The sequence below is a fragment of the Burkholderia sp. BCC1993 genome (assembly GCF_905339865.1).
Taxonomy (GTDB): Bacteria; Pseudomonadota; Gammaproteobacteria; order Burkholderiales; family Burkholderiaceae; genus Burkholderia.
On the sequence record NZ_CAJPGZ010000012.1, the window covers coordinates 59097 to 84797 of the forward strand.

23 protein-coding genes are annotated in these 25701 nt (G+C 68.4%); 19 read left to right on the forward strand and 4 right to left on the reverse strand.

Translation table 11 applies throughout. The features are described from left to right. The first annotated feature begins 28 nt into the window (after positions 1 to 28). The 10 genes from flgE to U4Y91_RS21015 all read left to right on the forward strand — a co-directional run bounded on the left by flgE (position 29) and on the right by U4Y91_RS21015 (position 11778). A complete protein-coding gene (gene flgE, locus U4Y91_RS20970) occupies positions 29 to 1270 on the forward strand; it encodes a flagellar hook protein FlgE (RefSeq protein ID WP_321806698.1) in 1242 nt (413 codons plus the stop codon). A 20-nt stretch (positions 1271 to 1290) separates the two neighbouring features. Continuing rightward, positions 1291 to 2049 carry a flagellar basal-body rod protein FlgF gene (gene flgF / locus U4Y91_RS20975; protein WP_321806699.1) on the forward strand — a complete coding sequence of 253 codons (759 nt, stop codon included), beginning with the start codon at positions 1291 to 1293 and terminating at the stop codon, positions 2047 to 2049. A gap of 35 nt (positions 2050 to 2084) precedes the next feature. Then, the gene (gene flgG, locus U4Y91_RS20980; protein ID WP_006755141.1) at positions 2085 to 2873 is read left to right on the forward strand and encodes a flagellar basal-body rod protein FlgG; all 789 of its coding nucleotides are present in this window, start codon (positions 2085 to 2087) and stop codon (positions 2871 to 2873) included. A 21-nt stretch (positions 2874 to 2894) separates the two neighbouring features. Then, entirely contained in the window at positions 2895 to 3584 is a 690-nt protein-coding gene (gene flgH / locus U4Y91_RS20985) for a flagellar basal body L-ring protein FlgH (protein ID WP_321806700.1), read from the forward strand. Positions 3585 to 3589: 5 nt separating this feature from the next. Then, positions 3590 to 4786, forward strand: coding sequence for a flagellar basal body P-ring protein FlgI (locus U4Y91_RS20990; RefSeq protein ID WP_321806701.1), 1197 nt, complete (start codon positions 3590 to 3592; stop codon positions 4784 to 4786). Then, positions 4787 to 5785 (forward strand): flagellar assembly peptidoglycan hydrolase FlgJ, encoded by a 999-nt coding sequence (gene flgJ / locus U4Y91_RS20995; RefSeq protein WP_321806702.1) that lies wholly within the window; start codon positions 4787 to 4789, stop codon positions 5783 to 5785. It begins immediately after the preceding gene. Positions 5786 to 6019: 234 nt separating this feature from the next. Beyond that, the gene (locus tag U4Y91_RS21000) at positions 6020 to 6775 is read left to right on the forward strand and encodes a flagellar brake protein (RefSeq protein ID WP_321806703.1); all 756 of its coding nucleotides are present in this window, start codon (positions 6020 to 6022) and stop codon (positions 6773 to 6775) included. A 195-nt stretch (positions 6776 to 6970) separates the two neighbouring features. Continuing rightward, a complete protein-coding gene (flgK, locus tag U4Y91_RS21005; RefSeq protein ID WP_321806704.1) occupies positions 6971 to 8962 on the forward strand; it encodes a flagellar hook-associated protein FlgK in 1992 nt (663 codons plus the stop codon). A 23-nt stretch (positions 8963 to 8985) separates the two neighbouring features. Then, positions 8986 to 10224 carry a flagellar hook-associated protein FlgL gene (gene flgL, locus U4Y91_RS21010; protein ID WP_321806705.1) on the forward strand — a complete coding sequence of 413 codons (1239 nt, stop codon included), beginning with the start codon at positions 8986 to 8988 and terminating at the stop codon, positions 10222 to 10224. A 246-nt stretch (positions 10225 to 10470) separates the two neighbouring features. After that, positions 10471 to 11778 (forward strand): solute carrier family 23 protein, encoded by a 1308-nt coding sequence (locus U4Y91_RS21015; protein WP_321806706.1) that lies wholly within the window; start codon positions 10471 to 10473, stop codon positions 11776 to 11778. A gap of 639 nt (positions 11779 to 12417) precedes the next feature. Here U4Y91_RS21015 and U4Y91_RS21020 read toward each other — a convergent pair. Next, a complete protein-coding gene (locus tag U4Y91_RS21020) occupies positions 12418 to 13302 on the reverse strand; it encodes a transcriptional regulator GcvA (protein ID WP_124486642.1) in 885 nt (294 codons plus the stop codon). A gap of 96 nt (positions 13303 to 13398) precedes the next feature. Here U4Y91_RS21020 and U4Y91_RS21025 point away from each other — a divergent pair, with 96 nt between their 5' ends. The 9 genes from U4Y91_RS21025 to U4Y91_RS21065 all read left to right on the forward strand — a co-directional run bounded on the left by U4Y91_RS21025 (position 13399) and on the right by U4Y91_RS21065 (position 21134). After that, positions 13399 to 14013, forward strand: a complete 615-nt coding sequence (locus U4Y91_RS21025; RefSeq protein ID WP_321806707.1) for a chromate transporter — start codon at positions 13399 to 13401, stop codon at positions 14011 to 14013. Then, positions 14010 to 14537 carry a chromate transporter gene (locus U4Y91_RS21030; RefSeq protein ID WP_321806708.1) on the forward strand — a complete coding sequence of 176 codons (528 nt, stop codon included), beginning with the start codon at positions 14010 to 14012 and terminating at the stop codon, positions 14535 to 14537. Before U4Y91_RS21025 ends, U4Y91_RS21030 begins: the two co-directional genes overlap by 4 nt. 58 nt (positions 14538 to 14595) lie before the next feature. Then, positions 14596 to 15435, forward strand: coding sequence for a YoaK family protein (locus tag U4Y91_RS21035; RefSeq protein ID WP_321806709.1), 840 nt, complete (start codon positions 14596 to 14598; stop codon positions 15433 to 15435). 97 nt (positions 15436 to 15532) lie between these two features. Continuing rightward, complete coding sequence (locus tag U4Y91_RS21040) at positions 15533 to 16654, forward strand: porin (RefSeq protein WP_321806710.1); 1122 nt, start codon at positions 15533 to 15535, stop codon at positions 16652 to 16654. A gap of 375 nt (positions 16655 to 17029) precedes the next feature. After that, positions 17030 to 17254 carry a hypothetical protein gene (locus U4Y91_RS21045; protein ID WP_121861342.1) on the forward strand — a complete coding sequence of 75 codons (225 nt, stop codon included), beginning with the start codon at positions 17030 to 17032 and terminating at the stop codon, positions 17252 to 17254. Positions 17255 to 17498: 244 nt separating this feature from the next. Then, the gene (gor, locus tag U4Y91_RS21050; RefSeq protein WP_321806711.1) at positions 17499 to 18854 is read left to right on the forward strand and encodes a glutathione-disulfide reductase; all 1356 of its coding nucleotides are present in this window, start codon (positions 17499 to 17501) and stop codon (positions 18852 to 18854) included. A 421-nt stretch (positions 18855 to 19275) separates the two neighbouring features. After that, the gene (locus tag U4Y91_RS21055; protein WP_321803269.1) at positions 19276 to 19953 is read left to right on the forward strand and encodes a CsgG/HfaB family protein; all 678 of its coding nucleotides are present in this window, start codon (positions 19276 to 19278) and stop codon (positions 19951 to 19953) included. 55 nt (positions 19954 to 20008) lie between these two features. Continuing rightward, entirely contained in the window at positions 20009 to 20449 is a 441-nt protein-coding gene (locus U4Y91_RS21060; protein ID WP_321806712.1) for a DUF4810 domain-containing protein, read from the forward strand. Positions 20450 to 20459: 10 nt separating this feature from the next. Beyond that, positions 20460 to 21134: a DUF799 domain-containing protein gene (locus U4Y91_RS21065; RefSeq protein WP_321806713.1), complete on the forward strand. Its 675-nt coding sequence runs from the start codon at positions 20460 to 20462 to the stop codon at positions 21132 to 21134. 149 nt (positions 21135 to 21283) lie between these two features. Here the strand turns inward: U4Y91_RS21065 and U4Y91_RS21070 are convergent, their stop codons facing one another. The 3 genes from U4Y91_RS21070 to U4Y91_RS21080 form a co-directional block, all read right to left on the reverse strand. Then, a complete protein-coding gene (locus tag U4Y91_RS21070; protein WP_321806714.1) occupies positions 21284 to 22585 on the reverse strand; it encodes an FAD-binding oxidoreductase in 1302 nt (433 codons plus the stop codon). A gap of 25 nt (positions 22586 to 22610) precedes the next feature. Next, on the reverse strand, positions 22611 to 23915 hold the full coding sequence (locus U4Y91_RS21075; RefSeq protein ID WP_321806715.1) for an FAD-dependent oxidoreductase: 1305 nt from the start codon (positions 23913 to 23915) through the stop codon (positions 22611 to 22613). Between the two features lie 112 nt (positions 23916 to 24027). Continuing rightward, entirely contained in the window at positions 24028 to 25602 is a 1575-nt protein-coding gene (locus U4Y91_RS21080; RefSeq protein ID WP_321806716.1) for a DUF3138 family protein, read from the reverse strand. Positions 25603 to 25701: the final 99 nt, after the last annotated feature.

Sequence of the window (25701 nt, forward strand, 5' to 3'; positions counted from 1 at the left end):
TCCAGCTTTCTCGGAAACGGAGACCGAAATGGGTTATCAACAGGGTCTGAGCGGCCTCGCCGGCGCATCGAACGCGCTCGACGTGATCGGCAACAACATCGCGAACGCGAACACGGTCGGCTTCAAGTCGAGCACCGCGCAGTTCTCCGATATGTACGCGAACTCGCTCGCGACGTCGGTCAACACGCAGATCGGGATCGGCACGACGCTCGCGTCGGTGCAGCAGCAGTTCGGCCAGGGCACGATCAACACGACGAACTCGTCGCTCGACGTCGCGATCAACGGCAACGGCTTCTTCCAGATGTCGAACAACGGCGTGACGACGTACTCGCGCGACGGCACGTTCCAGCGCGACAAGAACGGCTTCATCGTCAACTCGGCTGGCGCGAACCTGATGGGCTACGCGGCCGGCAAGAACGGCGTGCTGAACACCGCGCAGACCGTGGCGCTGCAGGCGCCGACGACCAACATCGCGCCGACCCCGACGACCAGGATCACCGGCCAGTTCAACCTGAACTCGCAGGACACGGTGCCGGCCAAGACGCCGTTCGACCCGACCGATACCACGACGTACAACTATTCGACGTCGGTCCAGGTGTACGACTCGCTCGGCGGCTCGCAGGCGGTCAACATGTACTTCGTGAAGTCGGCGGCCGGCACGTGGGAAGCGTACGCGGGCGTGCAGGGCGGCACCGCGACCGACCTCGGCACGGTCACGTTCGACACGTCGGGCGCGATCCAGAGCACGACGACGGGCACGCCGGCCGCGCCGACCGCATCGCTCGGCCAGTTCCAGTTCAGCGTGCCGACCACCGACGGCTCGGCGACGCCGCAGAACCTTACGCTCGACCTGACCGGCACCACGCAGTACGGCGGCAAGGACGGCGTGAACAACCTCGCGCAGGACGGCTACGCGAGCGGCACGCTGACGACCTTCTCGATCGGCTCGGACGGCAAGCTGACCGGCAACTATTCGAACGGCCAGACGGCGGTGCTCGGCCAGATCGCGATCGCGAACTTCAACAACCCGAACGGGCTGACCAGCCTCGGCGGCAACCAGTACGCCGAGACGGCCGCGTCGGGCGTGCCGCAGATCTCCGCGCCGGGCAGCACGAACCACGGCACGCTGCAGGGCAGCGCGCTCGAAAACTCGAACGTCGACCTGACGTCGCAGCTCGTCAACCTGATCACCGCGCAGCGCAACTACCAGGCGAACGCGCAGACGATCAAGACGCAGCAGACCGTCGACCAGACGCTCATCAACCTGTAACGCGCGGATAACCGGCAGCCATGGACCGACTGATCTACACGGCGATGACAGGCGCGTCGCAGTCGCTCGACCAGCAGGCGATCGTCGCGAACAACCTCGCGAACGCGTCGACGACGGGTTTTCGCGCGCAGCTCGCGACCTACCGCGCGGTGCCGATGAATTTCGGCGACGGCAGCAACATCGACCCGACGACGACGCGTACCTACGTGCTCGCGTCGACGCCCGGCGCGGATTACGCGCCGGGTCCGATCACGCGCACCGGCAACCCGCTCGACGTCGCCGTGCAGGGCGCCGGCTGGCTGTCGGTGCAGACCGCCGACGGCAGCGAGGCGTACACGCGCGCCGGCAACCTGCACGTCGATGAAAACGGCCAGCTCGTCAACGCGAGCAACCTGCCGGTGCTCGGCAACGGCGGCCCGATCTCGGTGCCGCCGAATGCCGAAGTGACGATCGGCAAGGACGGCACGGTGTCCGCGCTGATGCCGGGCGACCCGCCGACGGCGGTCGCGATCGTCGACCAGATGAAGCTCGTGAACCCCGACCCGGCCACGCTCGCGCGCGGCAACGACGGGCTGTTCCGCACCGCCGACGGCAATCCGGCCGACGGCGACCCGAACGTGGTCGTCACGCCGAATTCGCTCGAAGGCAGCAACGTGAACCCGGTGACCGCGATGGTCGCGATGATCGACAACGCACGGGCGTTCCAGCTGCAGTCGAAGCTGATCCAGACGGCCGACCAGAACGAGCAGTCGGCGAACCAGCTGCTCAACTTCAGCTGAGCGGCCCGGCCCTCGCACCCAGGAGAAGATTCAACATGAACCGATCGCTCTACATTGCCGCCACCGGCATGAATGCGCAGCAGGCGCAGATGGACGTGATCTCGAACAACCTCGCGAACACCAGCACGAACGGCTTCAAGGCGTCGCGCGCGGTGTTCGAGGATCTGCTGTACCAGACCATCCGCCAGCCGGGCGCAAACTCGACGCAGCAGACCGAACTGCCGTCGGGCCTGCAGCTCGGCACCGGCGTGCAGCAGGTCGCGACCGAGCGTCTGTACACGCAGGGCGGCCTCACGCAGACCGGCAACTCGAAGGACGTCGCGATCAACGGCGCGGGCTTCTTCCAGGTGCTGATGCCGGACGGCACGAACGCGTACACGCGCGACGGCTCGTTCCAGACCAACGCGCAGGGCCAGCTCGTCACGTCGAGCGGCTACCAGATCCTGCCGGCGATCACGGTGCCGCAGAACGCGCAGTCGCTGACGATCGGCAAGGACGGCGTCGTGTCGGTCACGCAGCCGGGCTCGAGCAACGCGGTGCAGATCGGCTCGCTGCAGATCGCGACCTTCATCAACCCGGCCGGCCTCGAGGCGAAGGGCGAGAACCTGTTCGCCGAGACCACATCGTCTGGCGCGCCGAACGTGGCGCAGCCGGGCCTGAACGGCGCGGGCGTGCTCAACCAGGGCTATGTCGAGGCGTCGAACGTGAACGTCGTGCAGGAGCTCGTCAACATGATCCAGACGCAGCGTGCCTACGAGATCAACAGCAAGGCCGTGACGACGTCCGACCAGATGCTGCAGACCGTCACGCAGATGAAGAGCTAACCGGAACGTCCCGTCGTCGCCATGAAGCAGGTTCGCCTCCTCCCGTCAGCCCCCGTCCGCGCCGCGTGCGCGGTCGCGGTGGCCGCGCTCGCCGGTTGCGCGCAGATTCCGCGCGACCCGATCATCCAGCAGCCGATGACGGCGCAGCCGCCGATGCCGATGTCGATGCAGGCGCCCGGCTCGATCTACAACCCCGGCTATGCGGGGCGGCCGTTGTTCGAGGATCAGCGGCCGCGCAACGTCGGCGACATCCTGACGATCATGATCGCGGAGAACATCAACGCGACCAAGTCGTCGGGCGCGAACACCAACCGCCAGGGCAACACCGACTTCAACGTGCCGACGGCCGGCTTCCTCGGCGGGCTGTTCGCGAAGGCGAACCTGTCGGCGGCCGGCACCAACAAGTTCGCGGCCACCGGCGGCGCGAGCGCCGCGAACACGTTCAACGGCACGATCACGGTGACCGTCACCGGCGTGCTGCCGAACGGCAACCTCGTGGTCAGCGGCGAGAAGCAGATGCTGATCAACCAGGGCAACGAATTCGTGCGCTTCTCGGGGGTCGTCAACCCGAACACGATCTCGGGCGCGAACTCCGTCTATTCGACGCAGGTCGCCGACGCGAAGATCGAATACTCGTCGAAGGGCTACATCAACGAAGCCGAGACGATGGGCTGGCTGCAGCGCTTCTTCCTCAACATCGCACCGTGGTGATGACGATGCAGCAGCCTCTTTTCCACCGCCTGTCGTTCCGTGCATCGCGTGCGTCCCGTGCGCGTGCCGTCGCGCGGATCGCCGCCGTGTTCGTGCTGGCGGCGTGCGCGCTCGGCGCGGCACCCGCGCACGCGGAGCGCCTGAAGGACCTCGCGCAGATCCAGGGCGTGCGCGACAACCCGCTGATCGGCTATGGCCTCGTCGTCGGCCTCGACGGCACGGGCGACCAGACGATGCAGACGCCGTTCACGACGCAGACGCTCGCGAACATGCTCGCGAACCTCGGCATCTCGATCAACAACGGCTCGGCCAACGGCGGGCCGTCGTCGCTGAACAACATGCAGCTGAAGAACGTCGCGGCCGTGATGGTGACCGCGACGCTGCCGCCGTTCGCGCGGCCGGGCGAGGCGCTCGACGTGACCGTGTCGTCGCTCGGCAACGCGAAGAGCCTGCGCGGCGGCACGCTGCTGCTCACGCCGCTGAAGGGCGCGGACGGGCAGGTGTACGCGCTCGCGCAGGGCAACATGGCGGTCGGCGGCGCGGGCGCCAGCGCGAACGGCAGCCGCGTGCAGGTGAACCAGCTCGCGGCCGGCCGGATCGTCGGCGGCGCGATCGTCGAGCGCGCGGTGCCGAACGCGATCGCGCAGATGAACGGCGTGCTGCAGCTGCAGCTGAACGACATGGACTACGGCACCGCGCAGCGGATCGTGTCCGCGGTCAATTCGAGCTTCGGCCCGGGCACCGCGACGGCGCTCGACGGCCGCACGATCCAGCTCGCCGCGCCGGCGGATTCCGCGCAGCAGGTCGCGTTCATGGCGCGCCTGCAGAACCTCGATGTGAGCCCGGACAAGGCCGCCGCGAAGGTGATCCTGAACGCGCGCACCGGCTCGATCGTGATGAACCAGATGGTCACGCTCCAAAGCTGCGCGGTCGCGCACGGCAACCTGTCGGTGATCGTCAACACGCAGCCGGTGGTGTCGCAGCCGGGGCCGTTCTCGAACGGGCAGACGGTGGTCGCGCAGCAGTCGCAGATCCAGCTGAAGCAGGACAACGGCGCGCTCAAGATGGTGACGGCCGGCGCGAACCTGGCCGACGTCGTGAAGGCGCTGAACACGCTCGGCGCGACGCCGGCGGACCTGATGTCGATCCTGCAGGCGATGAAGGCGGCCGGCGCGCTGCGCGCGGACCTGGAGGTGATCTAAATGGCGGCGAATCTTCCGAACGCGAACGACCTGACGCAGCGCTTCGCCCTCGACGTGCAGGGCTTCGACGCGCTGCGCGCGCAGGCGAAGCAGTCGCCGCAGGCCGGTGCGAAGGCGGTCGCGGGCCAGTTCGACGCGATGTTCACGCAGATGATGCTCAAGAGCATGCGCGACGCGTCGCCCGACGGCGGGCTGCTCGATTCGCACACGTCGAAGATGTACACGTCGATGCTCGACCAGCAGCTCGCGCAGCAGATGTCGAAGCGCGGGATCGGCGTGGCCGACGCGCTGATGAAGCAGCTGCTGCGCAACGCGGGGCCGGGCACGGGCAGCGACACGGCGGCCGACGCGGGCGCGGCCGGGCTCGCTGCGGCGGGCCTGGGTGCGGCCGGCTCGGGCACGTCGGGCAACGAAGGCAGCCTCGCCGCGATGAACGCGATGGCGAGGGCCTACGCGAACGCGGCGAACAACGGCGGGCTCGCCGGCTCGCGCGGCTATACGGCCGGCAGCGCGCTGACGCCGCCGCTGAAGGGCGCAAGCGGCGTGCAGGACGCCGACGCGTTCGTCGACCGGCTCGCCGGCCCGGCGCAGGCGGCGAGCGCGACCACCGGCATCCCGGCGCGCTTCATCGTCGGTCAGGCCGCGCTCGAATCGGGCTGGGGCAAGCGCGAGATCCGCGCGAGCGACGGCTCGACGAGCTACAACGTGTTCGGCATCAAGGCGAACAAGGGCTGGACGGGCCGCACGGTGTCGGCGCTGACGACCGAATACGTGAACGGCACGCCGCGCCGCGTGGTCGCGAAATTCCGCGCGTACGACTCGTACGAGCACGCGATGACCGACTACGCGAACCTGCTGAAGAACAACCCGCGCTACGCGGGCGTGCTGAGCGCGAGCCGCAGCGTCGAAGGCTTCGCGCACGGGATGCAGAAGGCCGGCTACGCGACCGACCCGAATTACGCGAAGAAGCTGATCTCGATCATGCAGCAGATCGGCTGAAGGGGCAGGGGCGCAACGGCCCCGCCTGCCGCCATTTCTATAGCCTTACGGACCGCGCCCGGCATCCCGCCGCGCGCGGTTTTCAACGTTTGCGCGAAAAATACCGGCGTTTCGATCTAAACTTTCGGTGAGCACTGCCGCTAAGTGTGAGAGACCTGTAACCGGGCCATGTTCTGGCCCGGTTTTACTGCGCACCGGTCGCCCGGGCGCCCATGAAAAGAAAACCGGCTAGCCATGAATATCGAAACGTCGACCGATCCGAGCCTGGACGCGGGCCATTCCGGGCCCGACTACGCCCGCCGCAATCCGCTGGAGATCGGCGTGCAGCTGCGCAACCTCGTGAACCGGGGCGACTTCCTGACCGTCCAGTACCCGGGCGGCCAGCTCGTCACGCGCCTGCTCGAGGTCGACGTCGGCGCGCGCACGTTCACGTTCGACTGGGGCGCGCTGTCCGAGCAGAACGCCGGCATCCTCGGCGCGTCGCACTGCACCTTCGCGGCCGCGCCGGAAGGCGTGCGCGTCGAGTTCACCACGAACACGCCGCGCGAGACGCGCTACGAGGGGCTGCCCGCGTTCGTCGCCGATTTCCCCGACGTGCTGATGTGCATCCAGCGCCGCGAGTATTTCCGCGTCGATGCGCCGATCGTCGATCCGTTCCTGTGCCGCGGCAAGCTGCCGGAAGGCGAGAGCTTCATGTTCGAGGTGCATAACCTGTCGCTCGGCGGCGTCGGCCTGCGGACCGCCGACGAGCGCGTCGAGGCGCTCGAGGTCGGCACGCTGCTGCCGGGCGTCGAGCTCGAGCTGAACGGCCATGGCAAGCTGTCGCTCGACCTGCAGCTCGTGTCGCAGCGTTCGACCCAGATGCCGAACGGCTCGCGCCGCTATCAGCTCGGCTTTCGCTTCATGTCGCTGCCGGGCAGCGCGGAGAACACGCTGCAGCGCCTGATCACGCAGCTCGAGATGAAGCGCCGCTCGCTCGCGCGGGCCTGACGCATCCGCTCGCGGCTCCTCCGCTCGGGGCCGCTTTCGCACCGGCGCCGGCAGCGTTCGCGGGGCCGCTCGCCAGACGACGCGCACGCGCGCGCCGCATGCGCATTTTTCCCTCAATTTTTCCGATCCGCGGCCGTTATACCGGGAGTCACGCAACCCGGCGGCCGCAGCGCGGCCGGCTCATCAGGATCGCGCATGTCCAACTCACTCATGAACCTCGGTGTCAGCGGCCTCAATGCCGCGCTCTGGGGCCTCACGACGACCGGCCAGAACATCAGCAATGCCGCGACGCCCGGCTATTCGGTCGAGCGCCCGGTCTATGCCGAGGCGAGCGGCCAGTACACGGCGAGCGGCTACATGCCGCAGGGCGTGAGCACCGTCACCGTGCAGCGGCAGTACAGCCAGTACCTGAGCGACCAGCTGAACAGCGCGCAGTCGCAGGGCGGCGCGCTGTCGACGTGGTATTCGCTCGTCGCGCAGCTGAACAATTACGTCGGCAGCCCGACGGCCGGCATCTCGACCGCGATCACCGGCTATTTCACCGGCCTGCAGAACGTCGCGAACAGCGCCGCCGATCCGTCGGTGCGGCAGACCGCGGTCAGCAATGCGCAGGTCCTCGCGAACCAGCTCAACGCGGCCGGCCAGCAGTACGACGCGCTGCGCCAGAGCGTGAATACGCAGCTCACCAGCGCGGTATCGCAGATCAACACGTACACCAAGCAGATCGCGCAGCTGAACCAGCAGATCTCGGCAGCGAGCAGCCAGGGGCAGCCGCCGAACCAGCTGATGGACCAGCGCGACCTCGCGGTGTCGAACCTGTCGAGCCTCGCCGGCGTGCAGGTGGTGCGCAACGACAGCGGCTACAGCGTGTTCCTCGCGGGCGGCCAGCCGCTCGTCCTCGCCGACAAGAGCTACCAGCTCGCGACCGTCACGTCGTCGTCCGATCCGAGCGAGCTGACCGTCGTGTCGCAGGGGATCGCCGGCGCGAACCCGCCGGGGCCGAACCAGGCGCTGCCCGATGCGTCGCTGTCGGGCGGCACGCTCGGCGGCCTGCTCGCGTTCCGCAGCCAGACGCTCGACCCCGCGCAGGCGCAGCTCGGCGCGCTCGCGACCAGCTTCGCCGCGCAGGTCAACGGGCAGAACGCGCTCGGCGTCGACCTGGCGGGCAATCCGGGCGGCAACCTGTTCACGGTGGCGAACCCGACCGTCTATTCGAACCAGGGCAATACCGGCAACGCGGCGCTGAACGTCTCGTTCGCCAACGCGTCGCAGCCGACGACGAGCGACTACACGCTGTCGTTTGACGGTACCAACTACACGCTGACGGACCGCGCTTCCGGCGCGGTGGTCGACCAGAAAAGCGGACCGATGCCGGTTTCGCTCGGTGGAGCGGCCGGGCTGAACTTCTCGATTGCATCGGGCACGATGAATGCCGGCGACCAGTTCACCGTGCTGCCGACGCGCGGCGCGCTGACGGGCTTCGGCCTCGCGACGACGAGCGGCTCGGCGATCGCGGCCGCGTCGCCGGCCGTCACGTCGGCGTCGAGCACCAACCTCGGCACCGGCAAGATCGCGCTGAGCGGGGTGACCTCCGGCTACCAGGTGCCGTCGACCAAGCTGACCTACGACGCGGCGACGAAGTCGCTGTCGGGCTTCCCGGTCGGCACCACGGTGGCGATCCCGGGCACGCCGCCGACGTCGGTGACGATCAGCAATCCGACCGACTCCGTGCCGTACGACCCGTCGACCGGCGCGGCGATGACGATGTCGGGCACGGCCGCCGGGGCGCTGAACGGCGTGACCGTCACGCTGTCGGGCACGCCGTCGGACGGCGACTCGTTCACGATCGGGCCGTACGCGGGCGGCACGAGCGACGGCAGCAACGCGCTCGCGCTGTCGCGGCTCGTCAACGCGAAGACCCTCGGCGGCGGCACGACGACGCTCACGGGCGCCTACGCGAACTACGTGAACAACATCGGCAACGCGGCGAGCCAGCTCAAGTCGTCGAGTACCGCGCAGACGGCGCTGGTCGGCCAGATCACGTCCGCGCAGCAGTCGGTGTCGGGCGTGAACCAGAACGAGGAAGCCGCGAACCTGATGCAGTACCAGCAGCTCTACCAGGCGAACGCGAAGGTGATCCAGACGGCGGCTTCGCTGTTCCAGACCGTGCTGGGCCTGTTCAGCTGAGCGGATTCGAGAGGATAGAAACGATGCGGATTTCCACCACCCAGTTCTACCAGCTGAACGTCGGCCAGATGAACGATCAGCAGGCCCAGCTCGCGCAGCTCTACCAGCAGATCTCGAGCGGCGTGAGCCTGTCGACGCCGGCCGACAACCCGGTGGGCGCGGCGCAGGCCGTGCAGCTGTCGATGACATCGGCCACGCTGTCGCAGTACGCGGCGAACCAGAGCACGGCGCTCGCGTCGCTGCAGGCCGAGGACCAGACGCTGCAGAGCGTCGGCAACGTACTCGGCAGCGTCAAGTCGTTGATCGTGCGCGCCGGCGACGGCTCGCTCGCCGACAGCGACCGCGCGGCGCTCGCGGCGCAGCTCGAGGGCTACCGCGATCAGCTGGTGTCGCTCGCGAACTCGACCGACGGCGCGGGCAACTACCTGTTCGCCGGCTACCAGAATTCGACGGCGCCGTTCACGAAGAACGCCGCCGGCAGCATCAGCTATGTCGGCGATACGGGCACGCGCACCGTACAGATCGACGATTCGCGCAGCGTGCCGCAGGGCGACTCGGGCCTCTCGGTGTTCATGTCGGTGCAGGCGCTGGGCAGCTCGCCCGTCCAGGCTGCCGGCGCGGCCAACACGGGCACGGCCACCATCGGCCCCGTCACGGTGACGGATCCGTCGGCCGCGACCAACGGCCATCAATTCACGATCACGTTCGGCGGCACGGCGGCCGCGCCGACCTACACGGTGACCGACAACTCGGTCGCGCCCCCGACGCCCGGGCCCGCGCAGGCCTATACGTCGGGCGCCGCGATCGCGCTCGGCAACGGGATGAAGGTCGCCGTGTCGGGCACGCCGTCGCCCACCGACACCTTTTCGGTCACGCCCGCACCGCAGGCGAGCGGGGTCGACGTGTTCTCGACGCTCGATTCGATGATCACGGCGTTGAAGACGCCCGTCAGCGGCAATCCGACGGCGACCGCCGCACTGTCGAACGTGATGGGCACGGCCGCGACGAAGATCGGCAACTCGATGCGCAACGTCACGACCGTGCTGGCGTCGGTCGGCGGCCGCGAGCAGGAAGTCAAGGCGATGCAGACCGTCAACCAGACCGCGGCACTGCAGACGACCAGCAATCTGTCGGACCTGACGAGCACCAACATGGTCACGACCATCAGCCAGTACCTGCAGGTGCAGAACGCGCTGAGCGGCGCGCAGAAGGCCTACGCGCAGTTGCAGAACATGTCGCTGTTCCAGTACATCAATCCGTGATCCCCGAGGCATCCGCTGCGATGTGAGCGCCCGCTTACATCGCGCGGTGCGCCGGCCGGCCGCCGTCGGTGCGGTCGCGCCGCTCCGATGCCCGCCCGGATGCCCGCTCCGATGCCCGCCCGGCAGGCACGGCCGCCGCGCCGGTGGTTCGCGCTTGCCAGCCCCATCTCCGCTCCGTAAACTCGCGCCAGATTCCAGACCGGCGCACCGTCCCGCAGCCGGCGTACGACAGGAGCCCTTTTCCCCATGTCCGATTCCTACTTCCCGCGCTGGCGGGTGCAACCGACCGGCGCGGTCTCGCGCGTGGTCGGCCCCGACGAACGCCTCGCATGGCCGCAGATGGTCGCGATGGGCGTGCAGCACGTCGTCGCGATGTTCGGCTCGACCGTGCTCGCACCGCTGCTGATGGGCTTCGACCCGAACCTGTGCATCTTCATGTCGGGTATCGGCACGCTGCTGTTCTTCGTGCTGGTCGGCGGCCGCGTGCCGAGCTACCTCGGCTCGAGCTTCGCGTTCATCGGCCTCGTGATCGCGGTGACGGGCTACGGCGGCAGCGGCCCGAACCCGAACATCCCGGTCGCGCTCGGCGGGATCGTCGCGTGCGGCGTCGTGTACGTCGCGCTCGGCGCGCTGGTGCAGGCCATCGGCACGCGCTGGATCGAGACGCTGATGCCGCCCGTCGTCACCGGCGCGGTGGTCGCGGTGATCGGGCTGAACCTCGCGCCGATCGCGGTCAAGGGCGTGTCGGCATCGACCTTCGACTCGGTGATGGCGCTCGTCACGGTGCTGTGCGTCGGCGGCGTCGCGGTGTTCGCGCGCGGGATGATGCAGCGCCTGCTGATCCTCGTCGGGCTGGTGATCGCCTACGTGATCTATGCGATCGCGACCAACGGGATGGGCCTCGGCAAGCCGGTCGATTTCGCGATCGTCGCGCATGCCGCGTGGTTCGGCGTGCCGAGCTTCCGCGCGCCGGTGTTCGATCCGCACGCGATGCTGATGCTCGCGCCGATCGCGGTGATCCTGGTCGCGGAGAACCTCGGCCACATCAAGGCCGTCAGCGCGATGACGGGCACCAACCTCGACCGCTACGTCGGTCGCGCGTTCATCGGCGACGGGCTCGCGACCATCGTGTCGGGCAGCGTCGGCGGCACCGGCGTGACCACCTACGCGGAGAACATCGGCGTGATGGCCGTCACGCGGATCTATTCGACGCTCGTGTTCGCGGTCGCCGCGCTGATCGCGATCGGGCTGGGCTTCTCGCCGAAGTTCGGCGCGGTGATCCAGACGATTCCGGGCCCGGTGCTCGGCGGCGTGTCGATCGTCGTGTTCGGGCTGATCGCGGTGACGGGCGCGCGGATCTGGGTCGTCAACAAGGTCGACTTCTCCGACAACCGCAACCTGATCGTCGCGGCCGTCACGCTGGTGCTCGGCGCCGGCGACTTCTCGCTGAAGATCGGCGGCTTCGGGCTCGGCGGGATCGGCACCGCGACGTTCGGCGCGATCATCCTGTACGCGATCCTGCGCAAGGAAAAGGAGCCGGGGCCGGTGGTGTGAGCCGCGGCGCCGGCGGCAATGCCCGCGCGAACGGCGCGGATGGTCGTCGTAGCGCGCGTGCGCGCGCTGGGGCTGCGGATTTCGCTTACCGGATCACGGTGTCGTGACGTCGTGTGCTGTTGTGGACCGTGTTGGCGCAGCGAATCTCGACGGTGCGAAGTCGCGCCGTCGGCATCAGCGGATGCGCAACAGCAGCAGTGATGCAGGACAGCAGCCGTGTAACGGCCGATATGAGTTTCGACATGATTTCCCCCGACCCGCTGGATGAATGTTTGTCACCTGCATCGGGGCGTTCGCCCGTGCAGGGTTCGTTGTCTGCACGGCTGCATCAGCAAGCAACGGGCCAGCACGCGGACTTCCGCGCAAACAGGGGCTCAGCGGGGGCCGCGTGACGCCGGTGCAAGGCGGCACACGCGAAAATGTTTCAGCGCTGAAACGCGCGGCGGTGAGCCGGTCGGCCGCATGCCAGGCCTGACGTGCGGTGACGGGAACGACGGGGAAACGCAGGGGCGCGCGATGTCGATTCCGCAGGGGAATCGCGCGCGTTGCGCGCGGATCGGTTTCATTCCTGCAACGCGGACGGGGACGTGAGGTGGCACGCCGCGTCGTTTTGATCGGGTATCGGCGACGCGGCGCGCGTCATCCGTTCGCGTTCCCCAGCGCTTCCAGCCACGCGCAGAACTGCGCGACCAGCGGATCGTCGGCCGGCGTGCCCGGCGCGATCCACCAGTAGCTGCGCGTCGCGATGCGCGGCCCGTCGAGCGGCATCACGAGACGCCCGCTCGCGAGCTCGTCGTCGATCAGCGGCAGCGGGCCGAGCGCGACGCCCAGCCCGTCGACGGCCGCCTGCAGCGCCAGGTAGAAGTGGTCGAACGACTGCCGCTTGCGTCCCTTCATCGTCACGCCGGCCGCCGCGAACCAGTCGCGCCAGCCTTCCGGCCGCGTGTCCGAATGCAGCAGCACGTGCCGCGCGAGATCGTCCGCGCGGGTGATCGGCGCGCGCTTGAGCAGCGCGGGGCTGCAGACCGGAATCACGCTTTCGTCGAGGAAGTGGCCGCTCGTGCAGTTCGGCCAGTGGCCGGGGCCGCGGCGGATCGCGACGTCGAAACCGTCGAGCGCATCGAGCGGCGCGTTCGACGTGGACAGCTTCAGCTCGACGTTCGGCACGTCGCGCTGGAACCGCGACAGGCGCGGCAGCAGCCATTTCATCGCGAACGTCGGCAGCGCATTGATGCGCAGCACGCGCGCGGCACCGGTGTTGCGCAGCTGCTCGGTGGCCAGCGCGATGCTGTCGAACGCGGCGCGGACGGTATCCAGATAGCGGCGGCCTTCGTCGGTGAGCTTCACGCGCTTGCCGTAGCGGTGGAACACCGGCTTGCCGAGCCACGCCTCGAACCCGGCGATCTGCCGGCTGATGGCACCGTGAGTCACATGCAGCTCGTCGCCGGCGGCGCTGAAGCTTTCATGTCGTGCCGCTGCTTCAAAGGCCCGAAGCGCGGAAAAGGGCGGGAGATCGCGTGCCATGCTTGTGATTCTAGATCACAAGGACGCACCGATAAAATCGTTTTGCCGGCGTGCTGCGCGGCGGTAACCTCGGGGCACCGTTTGATGAGGATCCCCATGCAATCCGTTTCTCCGGCGCCTGCCGCGCCTCCACGCCGGGTCGGCCTCGCCGAGCTGTTCACCGGCTTCCTGTCGCTCGGCCTGATGTCGTTCGGCGGCGCGCTGCCGTTCGCGCGGCGCACGATCGTCGACGACCGCAAATGGCTTACCGCCGACGAATTCACCGATCTGCTCGGGCTATGCCAGTTCCTGCCGGGCGGCAACGTGATCAACCTGTCGGTCGCCGTCGGCATGCGCTTTCGCGGCGTCGCGGGCGCGTTCGCCGGCATTCTCGGGCTGATCGCCGGCCCGACGCTCGTGGTCGTCGGGCTCGGCGTGCTGTATGCGAAGACGCAGGGCGATCCGCGCGTGCAGCACCTGTTCGGCGGGCTCGCCGCTGCGGCCGCGGGCCTGCTCGTCGCGATGGCCGTGAAAGTCGCGAAGCCGCTGCTGCACGCGCCGCGCACGGCGGCGGGCATCGCGGTCCTCGCGTTCGCCGCGATCGCGGTGCTGCGCATCCCGCTCCTGAGCGCGATGCTGGTGCTGACGCCCGTGAGCATCTGGCTCGCGTCGCGGCGCCGCGAGACGCCGGCACCGCAGCGTGCCGCCGTGCGCGACGGAGGCCGGTCATGAACGACACGCTGATCGCGATCGCGACGATCTTCAGCCAGCTGTCGCTGCTCGCGTTCGGCGGCGGCAACACGATCCTGCCGGAGATGCAGCGGCAGGTCGTCGACGTGCACCACTGGATGAGCACGCACGCGTTCACCGCGCTGTTCGCGCTCGCGCAGGCTGCGCCGGGGCCGAACATGATGATCGTGCCGCTGGTCGGCTGGCATGTGGCCGGCTGGGCCGGGCTGCTGGTCGCATCGATCGCGAAGTTCGGGCCGTCGTCGATCGTCACGGTACTCGCGTTGCACGCGTGGGAGCGCTTTCGCGACCGGCCGTGGCGCCGCTACGTGCAACAGGGGCTGATGCCGGTCACGGCCGGGCTCGTCGCGGCCAGCGCGGTGCTGATCTCGGAAGCGTCGAACCGCACCGCGATCCAGTGGGGCATCACCGCCGCATGCGCGGTGCTCGCGTGGCGCACGCGCATCCATCCGCTGTGGCTGCTCGCGGCCGGCGCGCTGATCGGGCTCACCGGCATCGGCCAGTGAGCGGCGCACAATCGGCCTCCCGTGCGCGATACTGGCGCGACTCTTCACGGGAGGCTTGATGGATCTCGACGGCGCCAGCCGCAATCTCACCGTCGCCGCGCTGCTCACGCTGTCCGGCGGCTACCTCGATGCGTACACGTACGTCGGTCACGGCCACGTGTTCGCGAACACGATGACCGGCAACGTCGCGCTGCTCGGCATCAACGTGTCGGCCGGCGAATGGGCGGCCGCGCTGCATCACGTGCCGCCGCTCGGCGGTTTCGTGGTCGCGGTGTTCGTCGCGCACCTGCTCGGTCTTGCCGCGCAGCGCGGCTGGATGCGGCACACCGCGTTCGCGAGCCTGATCGTGGAGATCGCGTTTCTCGGCGTCGCCGCGAGCGGGCTCGTCGGCGCGTCGAGCGCGTGGCTGATTCCCGGGATTTCGTTCGTCGCGACGCTGCAGACGCTGTCGTTCACTCATCTCGAGGAACTGTCGTACACGTCGGTGATGACGACCGGCAACCTGCGGCGCGCCGCGCAGAAGCTGTTCGTCGGGCTGATTCCCCGCTACGACGCGGGCGCGCTGCACGATTCGGCGCTGCTCGCGACGATCAGCTTCTGCTTCCTGGCCGGCGCGGTGGTCGGCGGCCTCGTGACGCGGCTCGTGCCGGACGTCGCGCTGTGGGGCGCCGTGTTGTTGCTCGCCGGTGCGTTCGCGGAGATCGTGCGGCGGGCGCGGCGGCGCGCGGGCGGTGGGCGTGACAGTGGCGATGGGGCGGCCGGCAACGGCGGCACCGGCGCTCACGGCAGGAACGGCAGCAACGGCAGCAACCCCGACGGCGGGAAACGTTGTTCCAGGGCGACAATCGCGCGCTACCGCGCGTTTCAATTTCTTTCGGCGTGCGCACTGGTCTTATGATTCAGCCCACATCGCGCGCGCCATGAGCGTCCGCGATCGCCACCCGGCTGCGCACGCGGCCGGCCATGAATGGAGACACCTACAAAAAGGAAAGCTCATGAAGCAGACCACCCGGCTCGCAGCCATCGCAGGGGGCGCGGTGTTGGCCTTCGCCAGCCAGTACGCAGCAGCACAAAGCTCGGTCACGCTCTGGGGCGTCGCCGACGTCAGCGTTCGCTACCTGACCAACGCGAACGCCAAGAACGACGGCCTGCTGTCGATGTCCAACGGCGCGATCACCAACAGCCGCTTCGGCATCTACGGCACGGAAGACCTCGGCAGCGGCCTGAAGGCCGTGTTCAAGCTCGAAAGCGGCGTGAACCTGCAGAACGGCGCATTCGCCGACAGCGGCCGCCTGTTCAACCGTGCGGCATACGTCGGCCTGGACAGCCCGTACGGCACGGTGACCCTCGGCCGCCAGAAGACGCCGCTGTTCGACCTGCTGTCGGACACCTACGATCCGCTGACGGTCGGCAACTACCTCGAAAATGCATGGCTGCCGGTCGCACTCGGCGGCGGCCTGTATGCGGACAACCAGATCAAGTACACGGGCACGTTCGCGGGCCTGACCGCGAAGGCGATGTACTCGACGGGCACCAACTACGAATCGACCGGCGCGGGCGGCTTCTCGGGCCAGATCCCGGGCTCGCTCGGCAAGGGCAATGCATGGGGCGTGTCGCTGTCGTACGTGATGGGCCCGCTCAGCATCGCGGCCGGCGCGCAGCAGAACAGCGACAACTCCGCACGCAAGCAGACGATCTACCACGCGAACGTCGTGTATGCGTTCAGCAAGGCGAAGGTCTATGCGGGCTACCTGCGCTCGAAGGACGACACCGGTTTCGTCGACAGCCTGCTCGCGCAGCAGTCGATTCCGGTCGCGAAGGGCACGGGCCGGATCGACGACGGTCCGTTCGCGGGCGTGAGCTGGCAGGTCAGCACGCCGCTGACGCTGACGGGCGCGTTCTACTACGACCACATGCGCAATGCGATGACCACCAACGGCACGCTCGCGAGCGGCAACCGCTACGCGATCGTCGGCATCGCCGAATACGCGCTCAGCAAGCGCACGGAAGTCTACGGCACGGTCGACTTCAACAAGACGAACGGTGCGGCGAACGTCGAGCTGCCGGGTCGCAGCAACCAGACCGGCATCGCGATCGGCCTGCGCAATATCTTCTGACGAAAATCGGCAACGCGTGCGCCGGCCCCGGTTCGGCGCGCATCGAAGAGGCTCCCGCGGGAGCCTCTTCTTTTTTCGTCACGCGCCTTCCTGCGCGCCGACGACCATTCAGCGATTGCTCCATCGGGAACACGCCGTCCGTAAGGGTTCCGTCGGCATTCCAGAACATACTTTGACAGTGCGCGCGAAGCGATTCCGCTACGCTGCGTGCAGGGTCCGCCGCGTGCCTCAGCGCATGCGCGGGCGTCGTTCCGGCGCGCGTTTCGCGTGCGGCCGGCCTGGTGCGTAACTTGTGTATCCGGTGATGACAAACACGGTCCGCCGGTTTTTTTTCGTGGGACGATGCGCTCACGATTTTCTTGAAAGGGGATGACGATGGGTATCCTGAACACCGTGGGTGAAATCGCTGGCGCAGTGGCAGCCGTCGAGGCGGCGGAGAAGCTGGATCCGGATGCGGGCCTGCTGACCAAGGCGGCGGCGGCCGTCGCCGGCTTCAAGGGCGCCGAGGCGATCGAAGGCATGCTCGAGAAGAAGGAAGAGCAGCCCCAGCAGGCAGACGATACGCAGGCGACGGACGGCAGCGACACGTCGCAGGCCTGAGCAAGGCGGCTGGTCCCGCCGCGGGTGCGCCGTTCGCGCATCCGGGCGGACCGGTGCCGCGCGGCCGGCAGGCCGGGCATGTGGTCGATCGGTGACGCATGGCACACCCGGCAGCCGGTTTGACCGGCGAGAGGCGACGTCTCTCGCCGTTTTTTATGGCGCGCGCGTCCTGCGGCGCCACGTTCCGCACGAATGCCCGAATCTTGCTATCGTGCCGTCATCGGAACTGCGATGAGGGCTTGCGATGGATTTCGACTACGACCTGTTCGTCATCGGGGCCGGCTCCGGCGGCGTGAGGCTCGCCCGGATGTCGGCGTCATACGGTGCGCGCGTCGGCATAGCGGAACAAGAGCAGATCGGCGGCACCTGCGTGCTGCGCGGCTGCATCCCGAAGAAGCTGCTCGTCTACGCATCGCACTATCCGCACGAACTCGAGGATGCGAAGGGCTTCGGCTGGACCTTCGGCGCCGGCACGCTCGACTGGCCCGCGCTGATTACCGCGAAAGATCGCGAGATCAACCGGCTCAGCGACATCTACATCGACCTGCTGCGGCAATCCGGCGTCGCGATGCACGCAGGACGCGCGACCCTCGTCGACGCGCATACGGTCGCGATCGGCGAGCGCACCATCCGCGCGCGCCACATCGCGATCGCGACCGGCTCGCGGCCGACGCTGCCGCACCGTCCCGGCATCGAGCATGCGATCACGTCGCGCGAGGCACTGTCGCTCCCGACGTGTCCCAAGCGCATCGCGGTGGTCGGCGGCGGCTATATCGCGGTCGAGTTCGCCGGGATCTTCAACGGCTTCGGCAGCCAGGTCGATCTGTTCTATCGCGGCGAGAAGATCCTGCGCGGCTTCGACGACGACGTGCGCCAGTTCCTCACCGACGAGATGACGAAGCAGGGCATCGCGATCCACGCGCGCGCGGTGGTCGAATCGATCGCGCGCGCGGACGACGGCACGCTCTCCGTGCATGTCGGCGACGCGCAGCACGGGCCGTACGACGCGGTGCTCTATGCGACCGGCCGCGTGCCGAACGTCGAAGGGCTCGGCCTCGAGCGCGCGGGTGTCATGCTCGACGCGCGCGGCGCGATCGCGGTCGATGCGTATTCGGCGACGTCGGTGCCTTCGATCCACGCGCTCGGCGACGTCACGTCGCGGCCGCAGCTCACGCCGGTCGCGACGCGCGACGGCGCGCTGCTCGCGCGCACACTGTTCGGCGGCGCGCGCGTCGCGGCCGATCACGATTACGTCCCGTCGGCCGTGTTCAGCCAGCCGGAGGTCGCGACGGTCGGCCTGACCGAGGCCGATGCGCGTCGCGTGCACGGTGAAGTCGACATCTACCGCACATCCTTCAAGGCGCTGCGCCACACGCTGTCGGGCCGCAACGAGCGCACGCTGATGAAGCTGGTGGTCGCGCGCGGCAGCCAGCGCGTGATCGGCGCGCACATGGTCGGCCGTGACGCGGGCGAGATCATCCAGGGCATCGCGATCGCGATTCGCGCAGGCGCGACGAAGGCGCAATTCGACGACACGATCGGCATTCACCCGACCGCGGCCGAGGAGTTCGTGACGATGCGGCAGAAGGTGGCCGACTGACCGCAACCGGCGCGCCGGCTCGCGGGCCGGCGCGGGCGTGTGACGCACCATGAATCCGCGACGATTTGTAAAGATCGTCAATTCTTCTAAAGAAATCCCGTCTCGATAATCAGACTTGGTATGATCGGCCAAAATCATATACGGGGCCGATCATGCGCGATCAACAGCGCAGTAACCAGAATCACGCAGTAGCCGGCGCAAGCGGGGTCGTCGATCCATGCGCCGCGCGTTCGCGTCTCGCCGCAACACGTCCGTTGCGTGCACTTTCCCTTCGCATGCCGCCATCTCCATCGCCGTCCGGGCGATGAAGTCGCGCGCGCCGATGCGCGCCCCGGCCGCTTCGATCACCGCATCGACCGCCGGTTTGTCGGCAAGCCGGCGTGCCCGTTCCGGGCAATCTTTTCACGTAAGGAGACCCGCAGTGAACAATCAGACACGACGCACCGTTCTCGTGGCGGCGGCGCTCGTCGCGGCGCTGTCCGGCTGCGCGACCGAGTCGTCGCGCACGCTCGACGTGCCGGCCGTGAGCAGCGCGCAGAAACCGTATGCGGGCAAGCCCGTCGCGATCGCGGTCGGCAAGTTCGACAACCGCTCGAGCTACATGCGCGGCATCTTCTCGGACGGCATCGACCGCCTCGGCGGACAGGCGAAGACGATCCTCGTCACGCGCCTGCAGCAGAGCCGCCGCTTCAACGTGCTCGATCGCGAGAACCTCGACGAGATCAAGCAGGAAGCCGGCTTCATGAAGAAGGCGCAGGCGGTGAAGGGCGCGAACTACGTCGTGACCGGCGACGTGACCGAGTTCGGCCGCAAGGACGTCGGCGATCACCAGCTGTTCGGCATTCTCGGCCGCGGCAAGACGCAGGTCGCGTATGCGAAGGTCAACCTGAACATCGTCGACACGACGACGTCGGAAGTCGTCGCGTCGAGCCAGGGCGCGGGCGAGTTCAGCCTGTCGAACCGGGAAGTGATCGGCTTCGGCGGCACCGCCGGTTACGACTCGACGCTCAACGGCAAGGTGCTGGACCTCGCGATCCAGGAGGCCGTGAATCATCTCGTCGACCAGGTCGACGCGGGCACGCTGAAGGCACCGCAATAGGCGCCGTGCGCAGTACGGCGCGACGAATCATTCATCCACTAGAAGAGACAAGACCATGAAACGGGGAATCTGGCTGCCGGCGACGGCGGCCGTCATGCTGCTCGCGGGCTGCGCGGCGCCGACCACGCCGCCGCTCTATCAATGGAACGGCTATCAGCCGCAGGTGTACGAATACTTCAAGGGGCAGAAGTCCCCGCAGGAGCAGATCGACGCGCTCGAAAAGGCGCTGCAGGAGATCCGCGCGAAGGGCAACACGCCGCCGCCGGGCTTCCATGCGCATCTCGGGATGCTCTACGCGAGCGTCGGCAGCGAACAGCAGGCCGGGCAGGAATTCCAGGCCGAGAAGGCGCTCTTTCCGGAGTCCGCGTCGTTCATGGATTTCCTGATGAAGAAGAAAGCCGGCGACGCGAAGGCCGCGAAGGCCGCGAAGCCGTCGGCCGCCGGCCAGACGATCGCCGGCCAGAAGAATGCCGATCCGACTCCCGCCAAACAGTGACGTGCCTGCCATGATCAAGACACTTTCATTCAAGCTGCTGTCCGTGCTGTCGATCGTCGCGCTGTTGAGCGCGTGCGCGCAGCCCGTCAAACGCCCCGACTACACGGCCTTCAAGAAGAGCCAGCCGCGCTCGATCCTCGTGCTGCCGCCGGTCAACGAGACGACCGATGTCGGCGCGACCTACGGCGTGCTGTCGCAGATGACGCAGCCGCTGGCCGAGTCGGGCTACTACGTGGTGCCGGTCGCGGTGATGGACGAGACGTTCAAGCAGAACGGCCTCACGAACGCCGCGGAAATCCAGGGCACGTCGCCGGCGAAGCTGCGCGAAATCTTCGGCGCGGACGCCGCGCTGTACGCGAAGATCACGCAATACGGCTCCGTCTACCAGGTGGTGGACAGCACGACGGTGGTCGCGGCGTCGGCGAAGCTCGTCGACCTGAAGACCGGCGACGTGCTGTGGCAGGGCGACGGCCGCGCGACCGGCAAGGAAGTCGGCAACAACATGAGCGTCAACGCGTTCGGGGTCGTCGGGATGCTGGTGCAGGCGGCCGTCAAGCAGGTCGCGCATTCGCTGACCGACGAAGCGCACGATGTGGCCGGTTTGACCAGCAGCAGGCTGCTGTCCGCGGGGCCGCCGAACGGGCTGCTCTACGGGCCGCGTTCGCCGAAGTACGGGACCGACTGACCGGCGCGCGGACAACGGCTTCGGCGCGTCGGGCAGGCAAGGTCGCCTGCATGCCGTGCCGAAGCCGCGAGATTCGATCAAACGGCCGCGCTTGCGCGGCCGTTTTGCGTGGCCGGTACGTCCGCGTGCGTCGTGCCGTGCGCCGCCGCTCAATGCATGCCGAACGCGTCGAGCAGCCGGTACCAGCTCATCGCGAGCACCAGCGCCGGCGTGCGCAGCGTCGCGCCGCCGGGGAAGTCGCGATGCCGGATCTTGCCGAACAGGTCGAAGCGGCTCGCCTGACCGTCGATCGCCTCGGCGATCAGCTTGCCCGCGAGCGCGGTCGTGTTCACGCCGTGCCCCGAGAAACCCTGCGCGAAATACAGCGTCGGCGCGACGCGCCCGAAGTGCGGCGCGCGATTCATCGTGATGTCGACGAAGCCGCCCCATGCGTAGTCGACCTTCACGTCCGCGAGCTGCGGGAACGTCTTCAGCATGTCCGCGCGCATCGCGTCGGCGAGATTGCGTGGCGGCCGCGTCGAATAGCTGACCTTGCCGCCCCACACGAGCCGCGTGTCGGGCGCCGGCCGGAAATAGTCGAGCACGAAGCGGCTGTCGCAGATCGCCGCGCGCGCGGGCATCAGCGCGGCGGCACGCGCTTCGCCGAGCGGCTCGGTCGCGATCACGTAGGTGCCGACCGGCATGATCTTCTTCGACAGCGCGGGCGCGAGCGTGCCGACGTACGTGTTGCACGCGAGCACCACGAAACGCGCGCGTACCTGCCCCTGGCCGGTCTCGACGACGTGGCCGCCCGACACGTCGCGCACGCGCGTCACGCAACTGTCCTCGTGGATCCGCACGCCCGCGTCGGCGGCCGCGCGCGCGAGCCCGAGCGTGTAGTTCAGCGGATGCAGGTGGCCGCTGTCGGGGTCGTACAGGCCGCCGCGATAGCGCGCCGATTGCACGTAGTCGCCGAGTTCGTCCGCTTCGACGAAATGGAAGCGGTCGTAGCCGAAGCGCTTCGCGGCTTCGTCGCGCCAGCGCTTCAGCGCATCCGCGTCGCGCTCGGTGTTCGCGGCGGTCAGGTAGCCGGGCACGAGCGCGCAGTCGATGTCGTGCTTCGCGATGCGCGACTTCACGAGCGACAGCGTTTCGAGCCCCATGTCCCAGATCCGCTTCACGTCGCCTTCCGGCATGAAGTTGCCGAACGTGTCGATGTCGCATGCAAAGCCGCCGATCAGCTGGCCGCCGTTGCGCCCGCTCGCCGCCCATCCGACCCGCGACGCCTCGAGCACGGTCACCGAATGGCCGCGCTCGGCGAGGTTGAGCGCGGCGGACAAGCCGGTGAGGCCCGCGCCGATCACGCACACGTCGGCGTCGGTCGCGCCGGTGAGCGGCGCATGGCGGGTCGTATCGTTGGCGGTCGCCGCGTAGTATGACGCGACGTGCGGCTGGTTGGCGAATGTCTGCATGATCAGGAAAACGAATGAAGGGGGCTCAGAACAGCTCGCGTACGCGGTGGTACAGCATCCCGAGTTCGAGCGCGGGCTGCCGCCATGCGTCGCCGCCGGGAAAGCGCCGGTGGCGCAGCTGTGCGAACAGGTCGAACGCGCGCGTGTCGCCCGCGATCGCGCCGGCGATCGCGCGTCCGGCGATGCCGGTCAGCGCGACGCCGTGTCCGCTGAAGCCCTGGACATAGAAGAAGTTCGCATCGAGCGCGCCGAAATCCGGCGCGCGGTTGCGCGTGACGTCGACGAAGCCGCCCCACGCGTGGTCGACGCGCACGTCGGCGAGCTGCGGGAACACGCCGACCATGCGCTGCCGGATCGTGTCGGCGAGCGTGTCGGGCGACGCGCCCGCGGAGTTCGCACGACCGCCGAACAGCATCCGGTGGTCGGCCGACAGCCGGAAGTAGTCGAGGAAGAAGTTGTTGTCGCACACGGCTTCGCGCTGCGCGATCAGCGCGTCGGCGCGCGCGCGGCCGAGCGGTTCGGTCGCGATGATGTACGACGCGATCGGCGCGATGCGCGCGGCGGTCGCGGCCGGCAGGATGCCGCCGGGGCCCGCGTTGCAGCACGACACGACGAAGCGGCAGCGCACCTCGCCCGACGGCGTGCGCACGACCGGCCGGGCGCCGCGCACGACGTCGAGCGCGGGCGTGTGCGTGTGGAGCGCGACGCCTTCGCGGCGCGCGGCCTCGGCGAGGCCGAGGCAATACTTGAGCGGATGCAGGTGGCCCGACAGCGGATCGTAGACGCCCGCCAGATAGCGCGGCGACGCGATGCGCGCGCGGATTTCGCCGGTGTCGAGCCAAGACAGCGACGGATGGCCCCAGCGCGAGCGCGCGGCATCCATCCAGGCGCGCAGGTCGTCGATGCGGCGCGGCTTCGTCGCGACCGTCAGGTAGCCGCGCGTGAAGTCGCAGTCGATGCCGTGGCGCGCGATCCGCTCCGCGATCAACGCGACGCCGTCGAGCGACAGCGACCATGCGGCGCGTGCACCGGCGGCGCCGAGCTGCTGCTCGATCACCTCGTCTTTCGCGAAGCCCGTGATCGCCTGCCCGCCGTTGCGGCCCGATGCGCCCCAGCCGGGCCGGTGCGCATCGATCACGGCGACCGACAGCCCGCGCGCACGGCAATCGAGCGCCGTCGACAGGCCCGCGAAGCCCGCGCCGATCACGCACACGTCGACGTCGATCGCATCCTCGAGCACGGGGTCGTCGGCCACGGGGCGCGTGGCGGTCGCCTCATAGTACGAGTCGCGCGCGAGCGCGTCGGCGCGGCGGGTGAAAGACTGCGTCATCAAACCGACTCCCTCGAAGACGGCCGGCGCCGGTGCGCGACGCACCGCGATCCGGCCGGGTGAAACGATGCGGGACGCCATGCGCGCGGCACGGCGTCCCGCGCGGCCCGCATCAGAACGAATAGATGAACTGCGTCGCGAGCAGGTCGTTGGACTTGCCGTACGAACCGTCGTTGCGCAGGAACACCTTGTTGTTCGCCCAGTCGTGCCGGTATTCGACCTTCACGGTGATCTGCTGGGTCGGATAGAACAGCAGGTCGAGCGCGACGTCCTGGCGCACCGCGCCCTTGCACTCGAAGCCCAGGCCGCCGCCGGCCTTCGACTGCGCGAGGCAGTCCGCGTCGACGCCGAAGCCGTTGCTCGGATCCATCCCGTTGCCGTTCAGCGCGATGCCGCCGCCGCCGCCGCCATTCTTCGAGTTGGCGAGCAGGTCGTAGCGCAGCGTCACGCCCATGCGGCCGACCACCGGCGCGTTGAACTTGCGGTGCGCGAGCAGCGACAGGCCGTACCACTGCGCGAGCCCGCCGTTGAACGCCGCATGCTGCTGCCGGCCGTAGTCGACTTCGGCGTTGTACTGAATGTCGGCGAGCGTGTAGGTCGCGTCGAGTTCGCCGAAGAAGAACGAACCGTAGGCGCTCGGTGCCGCGCCGCCCGGGCCGTAGTGGACGTTGCCCTGATCGTCGATCGCGCTCGCCAGCGTCTGCCGCCCGATGTTGAACGAACCGCCGATGTCGAGCGCGCTCGACCACGTGTAGTCCGCGCGCGCGGTGAAGGTCGGCACCTTGTTGCTGGTGGAGATCGGATCGCCGAGCGCGTTGGTGCCCGTCTGCGTGACCGAACCGTACGTGCGGTACTGCTCGTTGCCGAGGAAGAACTTCCACGCCCAGGCGCCCTTCGTGTAGTTCGCGCCGACACCGACGTAGCTGCCCGGATCCGAGAAATCGTACAGCAGGTTGTGCGTGAGCGTGAGCATCTGGTTCGACTGCTGCACCTCATAGCCGCCGAAGCTCGGGATCAAACCGGCGACCAGCGTCGTCTCGGCGGTGATCGGCACGTTGATGACCGCGGTGTTCAGCAGGTTGTCGGTGATCGAGCCGCGCGAGTTCTGCAGCAGCGTGATGCCGTTGCCGCGGTTCGGCATCAGCGTGATTTCCGCCGACGGCGCCATCGGGCCGACGCCGAAGGTCTTCTTGATGTCGAGGTAGAGATCGCCGAACGTGCTGTTGAAGTAGTTGTACGCGTTCTCGTGGTTCGCGAACAGGAACGACGACGTGCCGGCCGCGCGGTTGTAGATGTAGGTCGGGTCGATGTAGCCGGTGACCGACAGGCCCGCGAGCGGCCCGGTGTTGGCCGCGTCCGTCAGCGAGTCGACCTTCAGCTGCTGGTTCGCGATCTGCTGCTTCATTTCGCTGACTTCGTCGTTGGTCAGCGCAGCTTGAGCCTTGCCGTAGTCCGGCGAAGCCGGGTCGGCGGCCACGATCACCGGCTTCGCCGCGGTCGTCGCGCCAGCCTGCGCGACCGGGGCGCCGCCCGGCTTCGCGGCGAGCTGCGCCTGCATGGCCTTCATCTGCTTCTGCAGCGCGGCGACCTGCGCCTGCAGTGCCTTGATTTCGGCGGAGGTCGAGTCGGCCAGCGCGATGCCGGGCAACGCGCCGGCCACCAGCAGGCAGATCAGTTTCTTCTTCATTGCGGATTCTCCTTGTCGTGCGCTTGGTCAATCTGTGATCGGCCTGCGCGCCGCATTTCGCGGCGCGCGGGTCTTGTTATCGATGAAAAGGGAAGCGGG